Below are 19,456 nucleotides of genomic sequence, written 5' to 3'. Positions count from 1 at the left end.
CCCCCCCCCCCCCCCCCCCCCCCCCCCCCCCCCCCCCCCCCCCCCCCCGCCCCCCGGATAGCCCGCCGTTGACGTTGACGTTGACGTCGGCGGGTGCAGGGCGCAGCCCTGCCACCAAACACCCACACCCTCACTTCACTGAATCGAAAACCGGTTTCGGCACGGCACTTGCACCTGCTCCAGCAGACAACCCCATCCCCTGTTTCTGGAACCGTTGCAGATGTCCCACTCCGTCACTTCGATCCTTTCGCAGATCCGCTCCTATCAGACCCAGATGGGACAGCCGGCGCTCAACCCGCTGGGCGAAACGCCGCGCAGCAACGCCCTGCCGGGCACGGTGCTGGACGCGCCGCAAGCCCAGCCGGCCAGCTTCACCGAAACCCTGCGTGGTGCGATTGCCGGCGTCAACGATGCGCAACAGAAGTCCGGCGCCCTCGCCAAGGCCTTCGAAATGGGCGACCCCAGCGCCGACCTCGCCAAGGTGATGGTCGCCTCGCAGCAGTCCCAGATCGCCTTCCGCGCCACCGTGGAAGTCCGCAACCGTCTCGTCCAGGCTTACCAGGACGTGATGAACATGCCGCTGTAAGGAATAGAGACGCATGGCACTGACGCTCTCCAAGGACAGCCTGAACGCCGAAAAGGCCGGGCAATGGTTCGACCGCCTGCAGAGTCTGCAGATCACCCGTCGGCTGGGCCTGATGGCGATGATCGCGGTGGCGGTGGCGGCAGGCCTGTCCGTGTTCTTCTGGTCGCAGAAGCCCGGCATGGTCCCGCTGTACACGGGCCTGGACCAGAAGGCGACCGCTGAAGCGACCGACCTGCTGCGCGCCGCGCAGATTCCGTTCGCGCTCGACCCGGCCACCGGCGGCATCACCGTGCCGGAAAAGAACCTGCATGACGCCCGCCTGAAGCTGGCCGGCTCCGGCTTGACCGACAGCGGCAAGCTCGGCTTCGAGCTGATGGAACGCGATCCGGGCTTCGGCGTCAGCCAGTTCGTGGAAAGCGCACGCTACCAGCATGCGCTGGAAACCGAGCTGTCGCGCACCATCAACACGCTGCGCCCGGTGCGCGATTCGCGCGTGCACCTGGCCATTCCCAAGCCCAGCGCCTTCACCCGCCAGCGTGACGTGGCCAGCGCCTCGGTCACCCTGGAACTGCGTGGCGGCCAGCAGCTGGAACGCAGCCAGGTGGATGCCATCGTGCACATGGTCGCGGCCAGCATTCCGGACCTCGCTCCGGAACGGGTGACCGTGGTCGACCAGAGCGGGCGCATGCTCAGCATCACCGACCCGAACAGCGAAGCGGCGGTCAACGCCGCCCAGTTCGAGCAGGTGCGCCGCCAGGAAACCTCGTTCAACCAGCGCATCCGCGAGCTGCTGGAGCCGATGACCGGCCCCGGCCGGGTCAACCCGGAAGTGAGCGTGGACATGGATTTCTCGGTGACCGAGGAAGCCCGTGAGCTCTACAACGGTGAACCGCAGAAGCTGCGCAGCGAGCAGATGAGCGAGAACACCACCAGCACCCCGGGCCCGCAGGGCGTGCCGGGCGCGACCAGCAACAGCCCGCCGGGCCAGCAGGCCGCCCCGGCCACTGCGCAGACGCCGACCGAAAGCAGCAAGAACGCGACCCGCAACTACGAGCTGGACCGCACCCTGCAGCACACCCGTCAGCCGGCGGGCCGCATCAAGCGCGTCTCGGTGGCAGTACTGGTGGACAACGTGCCGCGCGCAGGCGCCAACGGCAAGGTCAGCCCGCAGCCGCTGTCGGCCGCCGAACTGACCCGCGTCGAGGCACTGGTCAAGCAGGCCGTCGGCTTCAATGCCGAGCGTGGCGATACCGTGTCGGTGATGAACGCCCCCTTCGTGCGTGATACCACGCCGGTCGAAGGCCCGGCCTGGTGGGAGCTGCCGTGGGTGCACGACGCCGGCCGCATGCTGCTGGGCGCCGTGGTGGTGCTGGCATTGCTGTTTGGCGTGCTGCGCCCGGCATTGCGTGCGATCACCGGCCAGAACAAGAAGAACGACGAACAGGCACTGGAACCGCACACCGCGGACGTGCAGCTGGTCGATGACGATGGCATGCCGCTGCCGGCGCTCGGCGCCGACCGGGCCAGCCTGGGCGGGCCGGATGCACTGGCCCTGCCGGTGGATTCATATGAGGAACGACTGCGGATGGCGCGTGAAGCCGTAAAGACCGACTCCAAGCGCGTGGCCCAGGTGGTCAAGGGCTGGGTGGCCAATGACTGAGGCACAACTGACCGGCGTACAGCGCGCGGCCGTGCTGCTGCTGTCCCTGGGTGAGCTGGATGCAGCCGAAGTGCTGCGCCACATGGAACCCAAGGAAGTGCAGAAGATCGGCATCGCCATGGCCACCATGACCGACATCACCCGCGAACAGGTGGAACGGGTGATGGACCAGTTCGGCCAGGAGCTGGGCTCGAAGACCTCGCTGGGCGTGGGCTCGGACGACTACATCCGCAACATGCTGGTGCAGGCGCTGGGCAGCGAGAAGGCCGGCAACCTGATCGACCGCATCCTGCTGGGCCGCAACACCACCGGCCTGGACGCACTGAAGTGGATGGACCCGCGTGCGGTGGCCGACCTGGTGCGCAACGAGCACCCGCAGATCATCGCCATCGTGATGGCGCACCTGGAAACCGACCAGGCCGCCGACGCGCTGAAGCTGCTGCCGGACCGTACCCGCGTGGACGTGCTGCTGCGCATCGCCACCCTCGACGGCATTCCGCCGAACGCGCTCAATGAACTCAACGAGATCATGGAGCGCCAGTTCGCCGGCAACCAGAACCTGAAGTCGTCCAACATCGGTGGCGTGCAGTGCGCGGCCAACATTCTGAACTTCATGGACAGCGGCCAGGACCAGGCGATCCTGGGCGAGATCGCGCGCATCGATGCGCCGCTGAGCAACCGCATCCAGGACCTGATGTTCGTGTTCGACGACCTGGTCGACCTGGATGACCGCGAAATGCAGCTGGTGCTGCGTGAAGTGAGCGGCGAGCGCCTGGGTCTGGCCCTGCGCGGTGCCGACATCAAGGTCCGCGACAAGATCACCCGCAACATGTCGCAGCGTGCGGCCGAAATCCTGCTGGAAGACATGGAAGCCCGCGGTCCGGTGCGCCTGTCCGACGTGGAAGGTGCGCAGCGCGAGATCCTGGCCATCGTCAAGCGCATGGCCGATGAAGGCACCGTCACCATTGGTGGCAGTGCGGAGGCCATGCTGTGAGCAACGTCGTGCGCTGGCTTGCCCCGGACCTGCTGGCCCAGCCCGAACCGGCGCTGGAGCAGGAGGACGCGTTCGAACTCACCGAGCCGGACCCGGAACACGAGCCGGAGCCGCCGCTGCAGCTGCCGACCCTGGAGGAAATCCAGGCCATCCAGGACAACGCCGAGAAGGAAGGCTTCCAGCACGGCCATAGCGAAGGTTACGGCCAGGGCCAGGCGGAGGTGCGTCGCCTCGCCGCACAGATCGAAGGCATCCTCGACAACTTCAGCCGACCGCTGGTGAGGCTGGAGAACGAAGTGGTCGGCGCACTGGGCGAGCTGGCGGTACGCATCGCGGGCGCACTGGTCGGCCGCGCTTACGAGGCTGAGCCGGCGCTGCTGGCGCAGCTGGTCGGCGAGGCCATCGACGCGGTGGGTGGCAGCACCCGCGAGGTCGAAGTGCGACTGCACCCGGATGACATCGCCGCCCTCGCCCCGCTGTTGAGCCTGCCGCCACAACAGCGCCTGGTGCCAGACACCAGCCTGAGCCGCGGCGATCTTCGCGTGCACGCAGAAGCCGTGCGCATCGACGGCACCCTGGAAGCCCGCCTGCGAGGCGCGCTGGACGCGGTGATCCGCCAGACCGGAGCCAATGCATGAACCCCGATCCGCAGCCGACGCCGCCACCGGCCGACTGGGCCATGGCCCGCAACCTGCGCCTGGCCCGTCGGCTCGACGGCCTGCGCGTGGATACCGCCCATGGCCGTGGCCTGATCCGCGAAGGCGTGCTGCGCCGCGCGGTCGGACTGACCCTGGAAGCCGTCGGCTGCGAGGCGCCGCTGGGCGCCAGCTGCAAGGTGGAAGTGGTCGACGGCGGCTGGGTCGATGCCGAAGTGGTCGGCTTTGCCGGCGAGCGCACCTACCTGATGCCCAGCGCCGAACTGCACGGCCTGCTGCCCAACGCACGGGTGGTGCCGTCTGCGCGCCGTGGCGGCGTTGAAGTGGGCGAAGGGCTGCTCGGCCGCGTCATCGACAGCGATGGCGTGCCGCTGGACGGCAAGGGCCCGATCCGCGCCGAGGGCCACGTTGGCATGGCCGGCGTGTCGATCAATCCGCTGGCGCGTGAGCCGATCACCCAGCCGCTGGACGTGGGCGTGCGCGCGATCAACGCGCTGCTGCCGATCGGCCGCGGCCAGCGTGTCGGCCTGTTCGCCGGCTCCGGCGTCGGCAAGTCGACGCTGCTGGGCATGATGACCCGCTACACCGCCGCCGACGTGATCGTGGTCGGCCTGATCGGTGAACGTGGCCGCGAAGTACGCGATTTCGTCGAAACCACGCTGGGCGAAGAAGGCCTGCGCCGCGCCGTGGTGGTGGCCAGTCCCGCCGACCGGCCGCCGCTGGCGCGCCTGCACGGCGCCTACCGCGCCACCGCCATCGCCGAATGGTTCCGCGACCAGGGCCTGAACGTGCTGCTGCTGATGGACTCGCTGACCCGCTTCGCCCAGGCGCAGCGCGAGATCGGCCTGTCGGTCGGCGAACCGCCCACCACCCGCGGCTACCCGCCGTCGGTGTTCGCCAAGCTGCCGGCACTGGTCGAACGCGCCGGTAATGGCGCCAAGGGCCGCGGCTCGATCACCGCGTTCTACACGGTGCTGACCGAAGGCGATGATCCGCAGGATCCGATCGCCGATGCAGCGCGCGCGATCCTCGACGGCCACATCCTGCTCTCGCGGCGCGTGGCCGACAGCGGCCTGTACCCGGCCATCGACGTCGAATCGTCGGTCAGCCGCGTGGTCACGGAAATCGCCGACGAGCCGTGGCGCCTGCGCATCCGCAAGTTGAAGCGACTGGTCTCGGCCTATTCGGCCAACCGTGACCTGATCGCCATCGGTGCCTACCAGCGCGGCAACGACGCGGCCACCGACGAAGCTCTGGAACGCTGGCCGGAAATCATGGAGTTCCTCGGCCAGGACGTTGCCAAGGCCGCAGATCTCCCGCACAGCCAGGCGGCGCTGCAGCGCCTGGTGGAACAAGAGAGTTAAGCCATGAACCAGTCCAAGCGCATCGATCCCCTGCTCAAGCGGGCCCAGGAACACGAGGACGCGGTCGCCCGCGACCTGGCCGAACGCCAGCGCGTGCTCGATACCCATCTCTCGCGACTGGACGAACTGCGCCGCTACGCCGAGGAGTATGCGAATGCCCAGATGGCGGCGACCAGCCCGGCACAACTGCTGAACCGGCGTGCATTTCTCGACCGGCTGGACAGTGCGGTCGAACAGCAGCAGGCCACGGTCAACGGCAACCGCGAGAAGGTGGAGGCTGAGCGCGCCCGTCTGATCCTGGCCAGCCGTGACAAGGCGGTGCTGGAGCAGCTGGCCGCCAGCTACCGCGCGCAGGAAAAGGTGGTGACCGACCGCCGCGACCAGCGCGAGATGGACGACATCGGTGCCCGTCGCGCCCGTCTAGTACAGACCGAAGACCAGGACGGCGCCGAGCAGGGAGGCCGCTCGTGATGCCCGCGCCATTGGCCAGCAGCGCCAACGCGCAGCCGCAGAATTCCGGCAGCAGCGCAACGCGCGCGCCACGCGGTGATGGAAACAAGGAGTTCAGCCAACTGCTGCAGGGTGGCTCATCGGGTGCCGATGCGCCCTCGAAACCCTCGAAAGCCTCGAACACGCCCACGCCGTCCACGCAGGGACCGGCATCCGACAGCAATGGCCAGGCCGGCGCCGAGCGCAGGCCGGACAGCGCTGCCGCACCCGAAGAGACCGCAGCCACGGTGCCCACAGCGCAAGCCAAGCCCGCTGCCGAAAAGGACGCCCAGGCTGCGGCCGAGGAGGCGCCCTGGCCGCCGCTCGGCCTGGCAGGACTGGTGCTGGCGGTACCGGCACCTGCCGACCCTGCCGCCGCTCTGCCGGCGGTGACAGCGACAGCCCCCGACGCAGACGGCAACGCACTCCCCGCCCCCGCCGCACTACCGGTCGCAGCAGCCCTGCCGTCCACAGCAGCTGCGACCACATCCTCCACCGCCGAGGGTAATGCCCCCAGCGGCGCCGACCAGGTGACCACACTGCCGTTGCCTGAGCTGGTGCTGCCCGGCAAGCGCAGCGAGCGCGGTGAAGGCAGCGACGCAACCCTCATCGGCGACCGCACCGCGGCGCCGCTGCTGCATGCACCGGGCAACGCGGCTGTGCAGGATCTGAAGACCGCGTTGGCCACGGGCAATGCGATCTTCAATGGTGAACCGACACCGAAACCGGTGCTCGGTGACGATGGTTTCGACCAGGCCATTGGCGCGCGCCTGGGCTGGCTGGCCGACCAGAAGATCGGCCATGCCCACATCCGGCTGAGTCCGGATGACATGGGCCCGGTCGACGTGCGCCTCCAGTTGAACGGCGACAAGGTGCATGCCAGCTTCAGCAGCCCGCACGTGGATGTGCGCCAGGCGCTGGAAAGCAGCCTGCCGCGCCTTCGCGAACTTCTCGGCGAGCAGGGCTTCCAGCTGGCTCATGCCGATGTCGGCCACCAGGCGCGCGGTGGTGACGGCAATGCGTCGGGCCAGGCCGGTGGCGGCGGCATGGCAGGTGACGGAGAACCGTCGCCGGCCGAGGGCGGTGTGTCGTCCGCACAGTTGATCCGCCAGCGCGGGTTGCTGGACGCATACGCCTGACAGGCGTGCCAACCAAGGTTGGCACCCACCAGAGCGATGAGGTTGGCACCTGCCAGTATCGCGTTGGTGGGTGCGGAGCTTGCTCCGCACGGCCCCACAGGCACCCCGACGGAATTCCGTCGCACCCCTCTGCCCCGGCTCCGGCACACCCCTTGCATATCCCGGTGAAGCAACCCTCAGGAGCTTCACCCCGTGGCCGCAGCCGCTGACAAAACCAAGAAGACCGCCGAGAAGGACAAGGCCGCCAAGCCGCGTAGTCCGATCCTGATCACCGCACTGGTGGCCGTACTGGCCGCCGCTGCCGCCGGTGGCGGCGTCTGGTTCTTCACCCAGCCCAAGCACGAAGAGAAGACCGCGCAGGCCCCGAAGAAGGCCAGCACTCCGGCACCGGCACAGTACTTCGCGCTGGACCCGGCGTTCGTGGTCAACCTCAATGGCCCGGTCGACGGCCCGCGCTACCTGCAGCTGGAAGTGCAGCTGATGACCCGCGAACCGGCCGCGCTGGAAGCGATCAAGACCCATGCCCCCGCCATCCGCGCACGCCTGCTGATGCTGTTCTCGCAGGTCAGCCCGGACCAGATTGCCGACGTCGCCGGCAAGCAGAAGCTGCAGGCCGCTTCGCTGGCCGAAGTGCAGAAAGTGCTCAAGGCCGAGACCGGCAGCAACGGCGCTGACGATCTGCTGTTCACCAGCTTCGTGACCCAGTAAGGGCCCACCGATGAATGACCTGCTGTCCCAGGACGAGATTGATGCCCTGCTCCACGGCGTGGACAGTGGTGCGGTCGAGACCGATCCGGAACCGCCGTCCGGCGAAGCGCGTTCGTACGACTTTGCCAGCCAGGACCGCATCATCCGCGGTCGCATGCCGACCCTGGAAATGGTCCACGAGCGCTTCGCGCGCCTCTGGCGGATCGGCCTGTTCAACCTGATCCGCCGCTCGGCCGAGCTGTCGGTGCGCGGCATCGAGCTGATCAAGTTCAACGACTACATGCACTCGCTGTATGTGCCGACCAACCTGAACCTGATCCGCTTCAAGCCGCTGCGCGGTACTGGCCTGATCGTGTTCGAACCGACCTTGGTGTTCGCCATCGTCGACAACTTCTTCGGGGGCGACGGGCGCTACCCGACCCGCATCGAAGGACGCGAGTTCACCGCCACGGAAATGCGGGTGATCCACCTGCTGCTGAAGCAGACCTTCGCCGACCTGCGCGAAGCCTGGGCTCCGGTGATGGATGTGGATTTCGAGTACATCAACTCGGAGATCAACCCGCACTTCGCCAACATCGTGACCCCGCGCGAATACGTGGTGGTGTGCCGACTGCACGTCGAGCTCGACGGCGGTGGCGGCGACATCCACGTGACCCTGCCGTACTCGATGCTGGAGCCGATCCGCGAGCTGCTCGACGCCGGCATCCAGAGCGACCGCAACGATCGCGACGAGAGCTGGGGGCAGACCCTTCGCGAACAGCTCAACATCGCCGAGGTGACCCTGTCCAGCGTGCTGGCCAGCAAGCGCATGACGCTGCGTGACCTGACCCAGCTGAAGGTGGGCGACATCCTGCCGATCGAGCTCAGCCCGCAGGTGCCGTTGTGCGTGGAGAACATCCCGGTGTTCACCGGCGAGTTCGGCATCGCCAACGGCATGAACGCCGTGAAGATCACCGCTACCCATCCGCCGGGCACCCGTCCGCGCGTACCCGTCATCCAGGAAGACCCGCAATGAACGATATCGACGCCCTCGAACCCACCCCGGCCCAGTTCAGCAGCCTGCAGGCCGATGAGGCGAACGGTCCGGACCTGAATCTGGACGTGATCCTGGACGTGCCGGTGACCCTGTCGCTGGAAGTCGGTCGCGCGCGCCTGCCGATCCGCAACCTGCTGCAGCTCAACCAGGGCTCGGTGGTGGAACTGGAACGCGGCGCCGGCGAATCGCTGGATGTGTTCGTCAACGGCACCCTGATCGCCCATGGCGAAGTCGTGGTGATCAATGACCGCTTCGGCGTGCGCCTGACCGACGTGGTCAGCCCGAGCGAGCGGATCCGGAGACTGCGTTGAGCCTGCTGGCCTCCACCCTGCTGGCGGTCGGCAAGGCCGCCGCTCCGGTCGGCCCGCAGATCGGCCAGCACGCAGCCGCCGCACCGAGCTTGTTCGGCGCGGTGCTGGCGCTGCTGGCAGTGCTGGCGCTGGTCATCGGCCTCGGCTGGCTGCTCAAGCGCATGCCCGGCAGCGGCTTCCGCCCTGCCGAAGGCATGAAACTGGTGGCCAGCCTCAGTGTCGGCGCCAAGGAACGCGTGGTGGTGGTCGAGGTCAATGGCCAACAACTGCTGCTGGGCGTCACCGCCGGCGGCATCAACACCCTGCATACCCTGCCCGAACCGTTGCCGCCACCGGCACCGGTACGCGTGCCGGATTTCAAGAACCTGCCGAATTTCGCCCAGCTGCTGCAGCAGCGGCTGCGCAAGGATCCCTGACATGCGTGTCACCCGTACCCGTCTTGCCACCCTGATGCCGTGGCTGCTGTTGCTTGCCCTGTGCCTGTTGCCGGCGCTGGCGTTCGCCGCGCCCGGCGCGCCGGCCACCCCTCTGCCCGACATCAACGTCGGCAAGATCGGCGGTGCGCCGGTCAGCCTGCCGCTGCAGACCCTGCTGCTGATGACCGCGATCACCCTGATCCCGTCGATGCTGCTGGTGCTGACCTCGTTCACCCGCATCATCATCGTGCTGGGCCTGCTGCGCCAGGCGCTGGGCACCGGTCAGACGCCGTCCAACCAGGTGCTGCTGGGCCTGGCCCTGTTCCTTACCGCAATGATCATGCTGCCCACCTGGGACAAGGCCTGGAGCACCGGCATGGCGCCGTACCTCAACGGCGACATCGACTTCCAGACCGCCTGGACGCTGACCACCACGCCGCTGCGCGCCTTCATGCTGGCGCAGATCCGCGAGACCGACCTGATGACCTTCGCCGGCATCGCCGGGCACGGCACCTACGCCAGCCCCGATGCGATCCCGTTCCCGGTGCTGGTCGCCTCGTTCGTCACCAGCGAACTGAAGACCGCCTTCGAAATCGGATTCCTGATCTTCATCCCGTTCGTGATCATCGACCTGGTCGTGGCCAGCGTGCTGATGTCGATGGGCATGATGATGCTGTCGCCGATGCTGGTGTCGGCACCGTTCAAGATCCTGCTGTTCGTGCTGGTCGATGGCTGGGTGCTGACCGTCGGTACGTTGGCGGCGAGCTTCAATCCGGCGTGATTGAAAGGCAGTCGAGCACGGCTCGGCTCTACATAAGAAGGTTGAACCCGAATGACTCCCGAACTTGCCTTGACCGAACTGCGTGGCGGCCTGATCACCGTGCTGTGGGTGGCCGGCCCGCTGCTGCTCACCGTGCTCGTGGTGGGCGTGGTGGTCGGTGTCGTGCAGGCTGCGACCCAGTTGAACGAACCGACCATCGCCTTCGTCGCCAAGGCGGCGGCACTGACCGCAGTGCTGTTCGCGCTGGGAAGCCTGCTGATCGGCCACCTGGTTGAATTCACCACGCTGCTGTTCCAGCGCATCCCGCACCTGATCGGCTAGGACACGCGCCTCGATGGACGCCGCCACCCAGATGGCTGCCGACGGCCTGCAGGCCTTCGGCATGATCGGCACCGTACTGTGGACCATGCTGCGCATCGGTGCGGTGGCCATGGCCATGCCCATGGTCGGCACCCGCGCGGTGCCGGCACGGATCCGCGTGATCCTGGCCGGTACCCTTGCCATCGCGCTGGCGCCGCTGCTGCCACCGGTTCCGGACTGGACCGGTTTCGATGCCGCCACGGTCCTTACCATCGCCCGCGAACTGGCCATCGGCGTGTCCATCGGCTTCCTGCTGCGGCTGGTGTTCGAGGCCGGCGCGATGGCCGGCGAACTGATCGCACAGGGCACCGGCCTGGCCTTCGCGCAGATGAGCGACCCGCTGCGTGGCGGCACATCGGGCGTGATCGGCCAGTGGTTCTACCTGCTGTTCGGCCTGCTGTTCTTCACCGCCAACGGCCATCTGGCGCTGATCTCACTGGTAGTGGACAGCTACCGGGCACTGCCGATCGGCGCGCCGCTGCCGGACCCGCATGCCTTCTTCAGCATCGCCCCGACCTTCCTGCTGACCGTGCTGCGCGGTGCACTGACCCTGGCGATCCCGCTGACCGTGGCGATGCTGGCAGTGAATCTGGCCTTCGGCGTGCTGGCCCGGGCCGCCCCGGCGCTGAACCCGATCCAGCTGGGCCTGCCGGTCTCGCTGCTGCTGGGGCTGTTCCTGCTGGCGTTGCTGGCCGGGGAAATGGGCCCGCCGGTACAGCGCCTGTTCGATGCCGCCTTCCAGGCTGCGGACGCGGTCACACACTGACCCGATCATCACGTTTTACTGCTTGCCCTGCCCCCGGGGCTGCGCGTTAGAGTGAATGCGCGGCAACCGGGGGGATGCCGCACGTGGCCGCCGCCCTGCGTCGGCCTGCCTCATGCATGCCCCACCGTGGTTTCCGTCGACAGGCAGGTCCGGGAGACTGACGAATGCTGGTAGGCACGTACAACCCGTGGCTGGTGGCGATTTCGCTGCTGGTTGCCGTGATGGCTTCGTACACCGCGCTGGCGATGGCCGGGCGCACGGTCACCGCACCCGGCAAGGGCGCGGCGTGGTGGTGGCGCCTCGGTGGCGGCTTCGCCATGGGCCTGGGCATCTGGTCGATGCACTTCATCGGCATGCTCGCTTTCGACCTTCCCATTCCGCTCGGCTACGACCTGCCGATCACCCTGCTTTCCCTGGCCCTGGCCATCGCCTCGTCGGTGTTCGCACTGTGGCTGGTCTCGCTGCGCACCCTGCCGCATCCGCGCCTGGCTGGCGGCGCCCTGCTGATGGGCACCGGCATCGCCGGCATGCACTACGTCGGCATGGCGGCCATGCGCATGCAGCCGGGCATCGACTACGACCCGGGCTGGCTGCTGTTTTCGCTGATGGTGGCGGTCGCTGCTTCGTGGACGGCCCTGTATGTGGCCTTCCGCCTGCGCGCGCAGCGCACCCGCATCGGTGATCGTCTCGCAGCGGCGGGCCTGCTCGGGCTGGCCATCGTCGGCATGCACTACACCGGCATGGCCGCCGCACGCTTTCCGGAGGGCAGCATCTGCGGCGCAGCCGTCGGCGATGGGTTGCAGAGCGAATGGCTGGCCATGCTGGTGGTGATGCTCACCGTGGCGATCCTGGCCGTGGTGCTGGTGGTGTCCTGGCTGGACCAGCGGGTGGAGGCGCAGCTGCTGCGCCTGCGCAACTCCCTGTTGAGCACCTCGCTGACCGACGCACAACAGGAACTGACCCAGGCCGCACTGCACGACCCACTCACCCGCCTGCCCAACCGCCTGCTGCTGCAGCGTCGCATCGTGCAGGCACTGGCCGAGGCCGAACAGGGCGGCAGCCGTTTCGCCGTGATGTTCATGGACCTGGACGGCTTCAAGCAGGTCAACGATGCCTATGGCCATCAGGCCGGCGACGCGCTGCTGGTGGCAGTGGCCGAGCGCACCCGCCAGCTGCTGCGCCCCAACGACATGCTGGCGCGGTTGGGCGGTGACGAGTTCGTGCTGGTGGTACGCATCGAGCACGATGAAGACCTGCCGACGCTGGCCCGGCGCATCCTGCAGGCGGTCGGCAGCGGCCCCCTGCTGCCGGACAACGAACTGCAGGTAACCGCCAGCATCGGCGTGGCGATCTGCCCGGATCACGCCGCCAGCGAACGGCAGCTGATGGCGTTTGCCGATGCAGCGATGTACCAGGCCAAGGAATCCGGACGCAACGCCTTCGTGCTGTTCGCCGACTGGATGAATGACAGCGCCGAACAACAATTCCGGCTGCTGGCTGACCTGCGCCGGGCCATTGGCAGCGAGCAGCTGTTCCTGCACTACCAGCCCAAGATCCGCGTGGCCGCGCAGAAGGTGGCCGGTGCCGAAGCATTGATCCGCTGGCACCATCCGGAGCATGGCCTGATTCCGCCGGACCGCTTCATCCGGCTGGCCGAGCGCAGCGGTGCCATCAACGATATCGGGCGCTGGGCGCTGGACCAGGCCTGCCTGCAGCTGCGCCGTTGGCATGACGCCGGTCACGAAGGCTGGTCGATGTCGGTGAACCTGTCGCCGGTGCAGTTCAGTTCGCCACACCTGCTGCAGGATGTGCGCGAAGTGATCGAACGCCATGGCATTGCGCCGCGCCACCTGGTGCTGGAGATCACCGAAAGCACGGTGATGCGCGATACCGATACCAGCCTGCGCCTGCTGCAGGCGCTCTCGGCACTGGGCGTGGGCATCTCCATCGATGACTTCGGCACCGGCTATTCCAGCCTGCTGTACCTGAAACGGCTGCCGGCCACCGAGATCAAGATCGACCATGCCTTCGTGCGCGATCTGGAGCACAGCGCCGAGGATGTGGTGATCGTCTCGGCGATCGTGGCGCTGGGCCACGCGCTGGACATGGACATCGTGGCCGAAGGCGTGGAAACCGCCGCCCAGCGCGCCTACCTGGAGCGGCTGGGCTGCGACTACCTGCAGGGCTACCTGCTCGGCCGCCCGGTCGATGCGGCGCGCTTCATGCAGCTGCACGACCTGCCGCGGCCGCGGGTGGAGCTTGCGCAGAGCCCACCGCCCAGCGACAACGCCTCCCTGTAGCCGGGCCTGCGCTCGGCTCCCGCCAAGCGTGGCCCGGCGCTACCATGGGGTGCCGATCCCCAGTAGGTCCACGCCATGCGTGGATGAGCCGTTCCACCATCATCCAAGGAAGCGCCCGTGGCCCTACGCACCACCCTTGCAGGCTTGTTGCTGGCCCTTGCTGTTGGCCACGCTGCCGCCGCTGATCTGCCGTGGTCATTGCCAGCCGATGCGTCCCCGGCCCAGGTCGACGCTGCCCTGCAGGCCCTGGGCAAGGGCGTGCTGGAGTCCCCCGGCCTGACCGATGCACAGCGCGGCCACGCGTTGCTCGCGACAGGCCAGACGGCCGAAGCGCGGCAATCGATCCAGCAGGCGCGGGCATCGCTGGCAAGCGACGGTGATACCGCGGCGGTGCAGCGCTGGGTGCCCATGCTGCTGCTCGCCACCGCCGGCGAGCGGGACAACGCCGCTTATGCGCGTGCCTTCCACAGCACCTTCGCTGCCCTCGACGACGTCGCCGCGGTGCAGGCCGAGGCCGCGCTCTCGGCTGAGCCGGCCCGGGTACGCGCCCAGCTGGAGCAGGCCATCGCGGCGCAGGCAGGTGCCGCGACCGTATCCGCGGCCGTCGCCCTGGAACTTCTGCGCCTGCGGGCAGTACTGCGTGCACAGACCCTGGCCGCCGCAATGGCCCCGGCATTGGTTGCCGCAGAAGAGCAGCGTCGCTTCGTCATCGACGACACCCTGCGCATTCCCGCAGGCGGCGACGTGGTGCTGTCGGCCCAGTTGGCACGGCCACGCGCTGCCACTGCGCCACTACCTGCAGCCATGCTGTTCACCATCTACACCGATCCACCGAAGAACCGGCAGAAGATGCTGCTGGCCGCCGCGCATGGCTACGCCGGCATCGTGGTCGATGCGCGCGGCAAAGGCCGGGGCACCGGCACCATCGCGCCCTACGAACATGACGGCGAGGACGCCAACGCGGCCATCGACTGGATCAGCCACCAGCCATGGAGCGATGGCCGGGTCGCCATGTATGGCGGCAGCTACGAGGGCTTTACCGCCTGGGCAGCAGCGCGCCATCACCATCCCGCATTGAAGACCATCGTGCCCTACGTTGCCGCCATCCCCGGCCAGGGCCTGCCGATGGAGAACAACGTGTTCCTGAGTGCCAACTATGGCTGGGCGTTCTATGTGGCCAATGGCCCGATGCTGGACAACGACACCTACGACCAGGACGAGCGCTGGTCGCAGCTGCCGCGTCGCTGGTATGTTTCCGGCCGTCCCTACCGGCAGATCGACCAGGTCGACGGCACGGCCAACCCCTGGCTGCAACGCTGGCTCGATCACCCGGCGTACGACGCTTACTGGCAGTCGATGGTTCCCTCTGGCGACCAGTTCGACGACATCCGCATCCCGGTGCTGACCATCACCGGCTACTACGACGACGGCCAGATCTCGGCACTGCAGTACTTCAAGGAGCACCTCAGGCACCGCCCCGATGCCGACCACGCCCTGCTGATCGGTCCCTACGACCACCGCGGTGCGCAGTCGGCGCTCAAACCCATGGAGCTGCGCGATTACGCGGTCGACCCTGCCGCGCAGTTCGACACCCCGTCAGTCACCTTCCAGTGGTTGGACCATGTGCTGCGCGGCGCCCCGCGTCCGCCGCTGGTGCCCGACCGGGTGAATTACCAGCTGATGGGCGCCAACACGTGGGGGCATGCGGCAACGCTGGAGGCGGCTGCGGGCGCTCACCGCCGCTACCACCTCTCCGCCGATCAGGCATCATCCGATGGCTACCACCGCCTGCTGGAACAGCCGCCAGCCCCTGGACAGCTACGGCAGACCGTGGACCTGGCCGACCGCAACGAAATGCGCCACGGCTACTACCCGTTCCCGATCGTCGCGGCACAGGACGAAGCGGACACCGCGCTGGCCTTCGTCTCCGAACCGTTCATTGCACCGATGGACCTGGTGGGAAGCTTCTCTGGTGACCTGAAGGTCCGCCTCAACAAGCGGGATTTCGATTTCACCGTCACCCTGTACGAGCTGATGGCCGATGGCCGCCGCATGCAGCTGTCCTACTACATGGGCCGGGCCAGCCACGTGCGTGACCCGAGCACGCGCCAATTGCTGCAGCCCGGCCAATGGACCCACCTGCCGTTCGACCGGACGCGCATGGTCGCCCGCCGCCTGGCTGCAGGCAGCCGCCTGCTGGTGAAGGTGGACGTGCTGAAGGACGCCATGCATCAGGTCAACCACGGCACCGGCCGCGATGTCAGCGATGAGACCGTTGCAGATGCCGGTGCTCCCCTGCACGTGGAGTGGCACAGCGACAGCGTGCTGACAATTCCGCTGCAGCCGGTGACGCCGGGCGGATGATTGCGCCGGGCACGACCCGGCGTTACCCGTGCCACCGCCCGCCATCACGGAACGATTCCTGCGGCACCCTCCTGTAGAGCCGAGCCCGTGCTCGGCAGCGCTTCGCGCCTGGACCCAGCCGCAGCCGAGCATGGGCTCGGCTCTACAAAACGGGCCGTCGGTAGATCCACGCCACGCGTGGAACGGTTCTTGCACGCACCCCGGCATCCCCTGCCGCAGTGCCTGTGATGTCCGAGAACGAATCCGCCGGCGAAAAGACCGAACAGCCTACCGAAAAACGCCTGCGCGACGCCCGTGAACAGGGCAACCTGCCGCGCTCGCGCGAACTCGGCACCGCCGCCGTGTTCGGCGCCGGCGTGCTGGCGGTCATGGCCATGAGCGGCTCGATCGGCCGTGGCGCCACGGCCTGGATGAAGCAGGCGCTCAGCCCCGAGCAGAGCCTGCGGCAGAACCCGAAGGAACTGTTCGGCCACTTCGGCGACCTGCTGCTGCAGTTCATGCTGGTGATCGCGCCGCTGGTGCTGGTCTGCCTGCTGGCCAGTTTCGTCGCACCGCTGGTGATGGGCGGCCTGCGCTGGTCGCAGAAGGCGTTGCTGCCCGACATCAACCGCATGAATCCGATGAGCGGGCTCAAGCGCCTGTACGGCCCCGAGGCCATTGCCGAGTTCACCAAGTCGCTGCTGCGCGTGGCCTTCGTCGGCGTCGCCGCCGGGCTGGTGGTATGGACCGGCTTCGACACCCTGCGCGGGCTCATCCACCACCCGCTGGAGACTGCCATCACCGACGGCCTCGGCTTCACCCTGCGCCTGCTGCTGGCCACCGCCGGCGCCATGCTGGTGCTGGCAGCCATCGACGCGCCGTACCAGCGCTGGAACTGGATGCGCAAGCTGAAGATGACCCGTGAAGAACTGCGCCGGGAAATGAAGGAAAGCGAGGGCAGCCCGGAGGTGAAGGGCCGCATCCGCCAGCTGCAGCAGCAGATGGCCAACCGCCGGATGATGGAAGCCGTGCCCACGGCCGACGTGGTGGTGGTCAACCCCACCCACTACGCGGTGGCCCTGAAGTACGAGGGTGGCGCCATGAACGCCCCCACCGTGGTCGCGCTGGGCGTGGACGAGACCGCCCTGCGCATCCGTGAAGTGGCCGACGGCAACAAGGTGGCGATCGTCTCCGCCCCGCCTTTGGCACGCGCCTTGTATCGGGAAGGCCAACTCGGAAAGGAAATCCCCGTGAGACTGTATTCGGCCGTCGCCCAGGTCCTGTCCTACGTCTACCAGCTGCGCGCCTGGCGCACTGGTCCGATGCCGGACGCTCCGCACATCCAGGTGGATGAATTCGGCAAGGGAGGCCGCCCGTGAGCGCCCAGCCCTCGACCGGTTTCAACACCCGCCGCGCCCTGGAAATGATCCGCCAGGGCCTTGGCGCGCCGCTGATCGTGCTGGCCCTGCTGGCCATGGTCGTGGTGCCGCTGGCCGCGCCGGTGCTCGATGCGCTGTTCACCTTCAACATCGCCATCTCGCTGATGGTGCTGCTGGCGGTGGTCTACGTGAAGCGCCCGCTGGACTTCACCATCTTCCCGATCGTGCTGCTGATCACCACCATGCTGCGGCTGGCGCTGAACGTGGCCTCCACCCGCGTCATCCTGCTGAACGGCCAGAACGGCCACGACGCCGCGGGCAAGGTCATCGCCGCCTTCGGCGAATTCGTGATCGGCGGCAACTACGCGGTGGGCATCGTGGTGTTCGCGATCCTCACCATCATCAACTTCGTGGTGATCACCAAGGGCGCCGGCCGCGTCTCGGAAGTGACAGCGCGCTTCATCCTGGACGCGATGCCCGGCAAGCAGATGGCGATCGACGCCGACCTCAACGCCGGTTTGCTGACGCGTGAAGAAGCCAAGCTGCGCCGCGAGGAAGTCCGCGAGGAAGCCGACTTCTACGGCGCAATGGACGGTGCCAGCAAGTTCATCCGCGGCGACGCCATCGCCGGCATCCTGATCCTGTTCATCAACATGCTCGGCGGCCTGGCCGTGGGCGTGCTGCAGCATGGCATGCCGTTCGGCGATGCCGCGGCTACCTACACTCTGCTGTCGATCGGTGACGGCCTGGTGGCGCAGCTGCCTGCACTGCTGGTCTCCAGCGCGGTGGCGATGCTGGTCACCCGCGCCTCGCGCTCGCAGGACATGGCCCAGGCCATGACCGGCCAGGTGTTCGGCCAGTACCGCGCGCTGGCGATCACCGCCGGCATCATCGGCGTGGTCGGCCTGGTGCCGGGCATGCCCAACGTCGCTTTCCTGACGCTGGCCGCGATCCTCGGCTTCATCGCCTGGAAGGTCTACCGCAAGGGCAAGGCCGCGGTCACCGATCCGGCAGCCGCCGGCAATGACGCTGCTGCACTCAACGCACTGGGCCGCCCGGCGGCACCTGCGCCGACCGCGGAACTGAGCTGGGACGAGCTGCGTCCGGTCGATCCGCTGGGCCTGGAGGTCGGCTACCGGCTGATCCCGCTGGTGGACAGCAACCAGGGTGGCGAGCTGATGGCGCGCATCAAGGGCGTGCGCCGCAAGCTGACCCAGGACGTCGGCTTCCTGATTCCGTCGGTGCACATCCGCGACAATCTGGAACTTCCGGCCAACGGCTACCGCGTGCTGGTGCACGGCGTGCCGGTGGCCACCGCCGAGATCCATCCCGACCGCGAGCTGGCGCTGGACCCGGGCAGCGCCCTCGGCGCGCTGGAAGGCATCGCCGGCAAGGACCCCGCGTTTGGGCTGGATGCCACCTGGATCCAGCCGCACCAGCGCGCCCAGGCTGAAACGCTGGGCTACACCGTGGTCGATCCGGCGACCGTGGTTGCCACCCACCTCTCGCACCTGATCCGCGAGCACGCGCCGGAACTGCTTGGCCACGAGGAAGTGCAGCACCTGCTGGCCAACCTGGCCAAGAGCGCGCCCAAGCTCGTCGAAGATCTGACGCCGAAGGCGCTGCCGCTGTCGGCGGTGGTGCGCGTGCTGCAGAACCTGCTGGTCGAGCGCATTCCGATCCGCCAGCTGCGCAAGATCGCCGAAGCACTGGTCGAACACGCTCCGAACAGCCAGGACCCGGCCGTGCTGACCGCCGCCGTGCGCACCGCGCTGGGCCGCTTCATCGTGCAGGAGATCGCCGGAATGTCGGCGGAGCTGCCGGTGTTCACCCTCAACCCGCAATTGGAACGTGTCTTGCAGGAGTCCACGCAGGGCAACGGCGCCGCGCTGGAACCCGGACTCGCTGAGCGACTGCACCAGAGCCTGGCCGAATGTGTCAGCAAGCAGGAAGCCCGCAACGAGCCCGCGGTCGTGCTGGTACCTGGCCCGGTGCGCGCCGCGCTGGCGCGCCTGGTCCGCCACAGCGTTCCGTCGCTGTCGGTCCTGGCCTACAGCGAGGTGCCGGAGGACAAGCGCCTGAAGCTGGTCGGAACGATCAGCTGACGCCGCCCTCCGATGCGCCAGAAAACAGACACCACTTTCGAACCAACGCAACAGACAGATACC

Annotated in this window: 18 protein-coding genes; all 18 read left to right on the top strand. The window is 67.9% G+C overall.

What is annotated here, in order from left to right:
- Positions 1-220: 220 nt before the first annotated feature.
- Positions 221-586, top strand: coding sequence for a flagellar hook-basal body complex protein FliE (fliE, locus tag R1H25_RS17520; RefSeq protein WP_005409552.1), 366 nt, complete (start codon positions 221-223; stop codon positions 584-586).
- Between the two features lie 13 nt (positions 587-599).
- Positions 600-2,246, top strand: a complete 1,647-nt coding sequence (gene fliF / locus R1H25_RS17515) for a flagellar basal-body MS-ring/collar protein FliF (protein WP_049444832.1) — start codon at positions 600-602, stop codon at positions 2,244-2,246.
- Between the two features lie 7 nt (positions 2,247-2,253).
- Entirely contained in the window at positions 2,254-3,240 is a 987-nt protein-coding gene (fliG, locus tag R1H25_RS17510) for a flagellar motor switch protein FliG (protein ID WP_024958226.1), read from the top strand.
- Entirely contained in the window at positions 3,237-3,878 is a 642-nt protein-coding gene (locus R1H25_RS17505; RefSeq protein WP_100442760.1) for a FliH/SctL family protein, read from the top strand. Before fliG ends, R1H25_RS17505 begins: the two co-directional genes overlap by 4 nt.
- Positions 3,875-5,260, top strand: coding sequence for a FliI/YscN family ATPase (locus R1H25_RS17500; protein ID WP_005413257.1), 1,386 nt, complete (start codon positions 3,875-3,877; stop codon positions 5,258-5,260). Before R1H25_RS17505 ends, R1H25_RS17500 begins: the two co-directional genes overlap by 4 nt.
- A 3-nt stretch (positions 5,261-5,263) precedes the next feature.
- Positions 5,264-5,731, top strand: coding sequence for a flagellar export protein FliJ (gene fliJ, locus R1H25_RS17495; RefSeq protein ID WP_049434692.1), 468 nt, complete (start codon positions 5,264-5,266; stop codon positions 5,729-5,731).
- Entirely contained in the window at positions 5,731-6,888 is a 1,158-nt protein-coding gene (locus R1H25_RS17490) for a flagellar hook-length control protein FliK (RefSeq protein ID WP_317224199.1), read from the top strand. The genes fliJ and R1H25_RS17490 overlap by 1 nt, the downstream gene beginning before the upstream one ends.
- A gap of 192 nt (positions 6,889-7,080) precedes the next feature.
- Positions 7,081-7,596 carry a flagellar basal body-associated FliL family protein gene (gene fliL / locus R1H25_RS17485; protein ID WP_317224198.1) on the top strand — a complete coding sequence of 172 codons (516 nt, stop codon included), beginning with the start codon at positions 7,081-7,083 and terminating at the stop codon, positions 7,594-7,596.
- A gap of 10 nt (positions 7,597-7,606) precedes the next feature.
- Positions 7,607-8,611 (top strand): flagellar motor switch protein FliM, encoded by a 1,005-nt coding sequence (gene fliM / locus R1H25_RS17480; RefSeq protein ID WP_049431106.1) that lies wholly within the window; start codon positions 7,607-7,609, stop codon positions 8,609-8,611.
- The gene (fliN, locus tag R1H25_RS17475; protein WP_005409543.1) at positions 8,608-8,943 is read left to right on the top strand and encodes a flagellar motor switch protein FliN; all 336 of its coding nucleotides are present in this window, start codon (positions 8,608-8,610) and stop codon (positions 8,941-8,943) included. The genes fliM and fliN overlap by 4 nt, the downstream gene beginning before the upstream one ends.
- Before the next feature lie 17 nt (positions 8,944-8,960).
- The gene (fliO, locus tag R1H25_RS17470; RefSeq protein ID WP_170272481.1) at positions 8,961-9,359 is read left to right on the top strand and encodes a flagellar biosynthetic protein FliO; all 399 of its coding nucleotides are present in this window, start codon (positions 8,961-8,963) and stop codon (positions 9,357-9,359) included.
- 1 nt (position 9,360) lies between these two features.
- Positions 9,361-10,140 (top strand): flagellar type III secretion system pore protein FliP, encoded by a 780-nt coding sequence (fliP, locus tag R1H25_RS17465; RefSeq protein ID WP_317224197.1) that lies wholly within the window; start codon positions 9,361-9,363, stop codon positions 10,138-10,140.
- Positions 10,141-10,191: 51 nt separating this feature from the next.
- Entirely contained in the window at positions 10,192-10,461 is a 270-nt protein-coding gene (locus R1H25_RS17460; protein WP_012510965.1) for a flagellar biosynthetic protein FliQ, read from the top strand.
- A 13-nt stretch (positions 10,462-10,474) separates the two neighbouring features.
- Entirely contained in the window at positions 10,475-11,266 is a 792-nt protein-coding gene (gene fliR, locus R1H25_RS17455) for a flagellar biosynthetic protein FliR (protein ID WP_005409539.1), read from the top strand.
- A gap of 164 nt (positions 11,267-11,430) precedes the next feature.
- Positions 11,431-13,566 (top strand): bifunctional diguanylate cyclase/phosphodiesterase, encoded by a 2,136-nt coding sequence (locus R1H25_RS17450; RefSeq protein ID WP_317224196.1) that lies wholly within the window; start codon positions 11,431-11,433, stop codon positions 13,564-13,566.
- A 117-nt stretch (positions 13,567-13,683) separates the two neighbouring features.
- Positions 13,684-15,930: a CocE/NonD family hydrolase gene (locus tag R1H25_RS17445; protein ID WP_317224195.1), complete on the top strand. Its 2,247-nt coding sequence runs from the start codon at positions 13,684-13,686 to the stop codon at positions 15,928-15,930.
- Positions 15,931-16,157: 227 nt separating this feature from the next.
- Positions 16,158-17,288, top strand: coding sequence for a flagellar biosynthesis protein FlhB (flhB, locus tag R1H25_RS17440; protein WP_005416428.1), 1,131 nt, complete (start codon positions 16,158-16,160; stop codon positions 17,286-17,288).
- 44 nt (positions 17,289-17,332) lie between these two features.
- Complete coding sequence (flhA, locus tag R1H25_RS17435) at positions 17,333-19,393, top strand: flagellar biosynthesis protein FlhA (RefSeq protein WP_317224201.1); 2,061 nt, start codon at positions 17,333-17,335, stop codon at positions 19,391-19,393.
- The last annotated feature ends 63 nt before the right edge of the window (positions 19,394-19,456 follow it).

Source organism: Stenotrophomonas veracruzanensis, assembly GCF_032911525.1.
Classification (GTDB): domain Bacteria; phylum Pseudomonadota; class Gammaproteobacteria; order Xanthomonadales; family Xanthomonadaceae; genus Stenotrophomonas; species Stenotrophomonas africana.
This window is presented reverse-complemented; position numbering and strand designations above follow the sequence as displayed.

What these genes read in the sequence shown, in the direction of transcription:
- R1H25_RS17500 (WP_005413257.1), top strand. Translation starts at nt 3,875, where the DNA reads ATGAACCCCGATCCGCAGCCGACGCCGCCACCGGCCGACTGGGCCATG.
- fliN (WP_005409543.1), top strand. Translation starts at nt 8,608, where the DNA reads ATGAACGATATCGACGCCCTCGAACCCACCCCGGCCCAGTTCAGCAGC.
- R1H25_RS17460 (WP_012510965.1), top strand. Translation starts at nt 10,192, where the DNA reads ATGACTCCCGAACTTGCCTTGACCGAACTGCGTGGCGGCCTGATCACC.
- flhA (WP_317224201.1), top strand. Translation starts at nt 17,333, where the DNA reads ATGATCCGCCAGGGCCTTGGCGCGCCGCTGATCGTGCTGGCCCTGCTG.
- fliP (WP_317224197.1), top strand. Translation starts at nt 9,361, where the DNA reads ATGCGTGTCACCCGTACCCGTCTTGCCACCCTGATGCCGTGGCTGCTG.
- fliJ (WP_049434692.1), top strand. Translation starts at nt 5,264, where the DNA reads ATGAACCAGTCCAAGCGCATCGATCCCCTGCTCAAGCGGGCCCAGGAA.
- R1H25_RS17490 (WP_317224199.1), top strand. Translation starts at nt 5,731, where the DNA reads ATGCCCGCGCCATTGGCCAGCAGCGCCAACGCGCAGCCGCAGAATTCC.
- fliF (WP_049444832.1), top strand. Translation starts at nt 600, where the DNA reads ATGGCACTGACGCTCTCCAAGGACAGCCTGAACGCCGAAAAGGCCGGG.
- fliE (WP_005409552.1), top strand. Translation starts at nt 221, where the DNA reads ATGTCCCACTCCGTCACTTCGATCCTTTCGCAGATCCGCTCCTATCAG.
- flhB (WP_005416428.1), top strand. Translation starts at nt 16,158, where the DNA reads ATGTCCGAGAACGAATCCGCCGGCGAAAAGACCGAACAGCCTACCGAA.
- fliM (WP_049431106.1), top strand. Translation starts at nt 7,607, where the DNA reads ATGAATGACCTGCTGTCCCAGGACGAGATTGATGCCCTGCTCCACGGC.
- R1H25_RS17450 (WP_317224196.1), top strand. Translation starts at nt 11,431, where the DNA reads ATGCTGGTAGGCACGTACAACCCGTGGCTGGTGGCGATTTCGCTGCTG.
- fliR (WP_005409539.1), top strand. Translation starts at nt 10,475, where the DNA reads ATGGACGCCGCCACCCAGATGGCTGCCGACGGCCTGCAGGCCTTCGGC.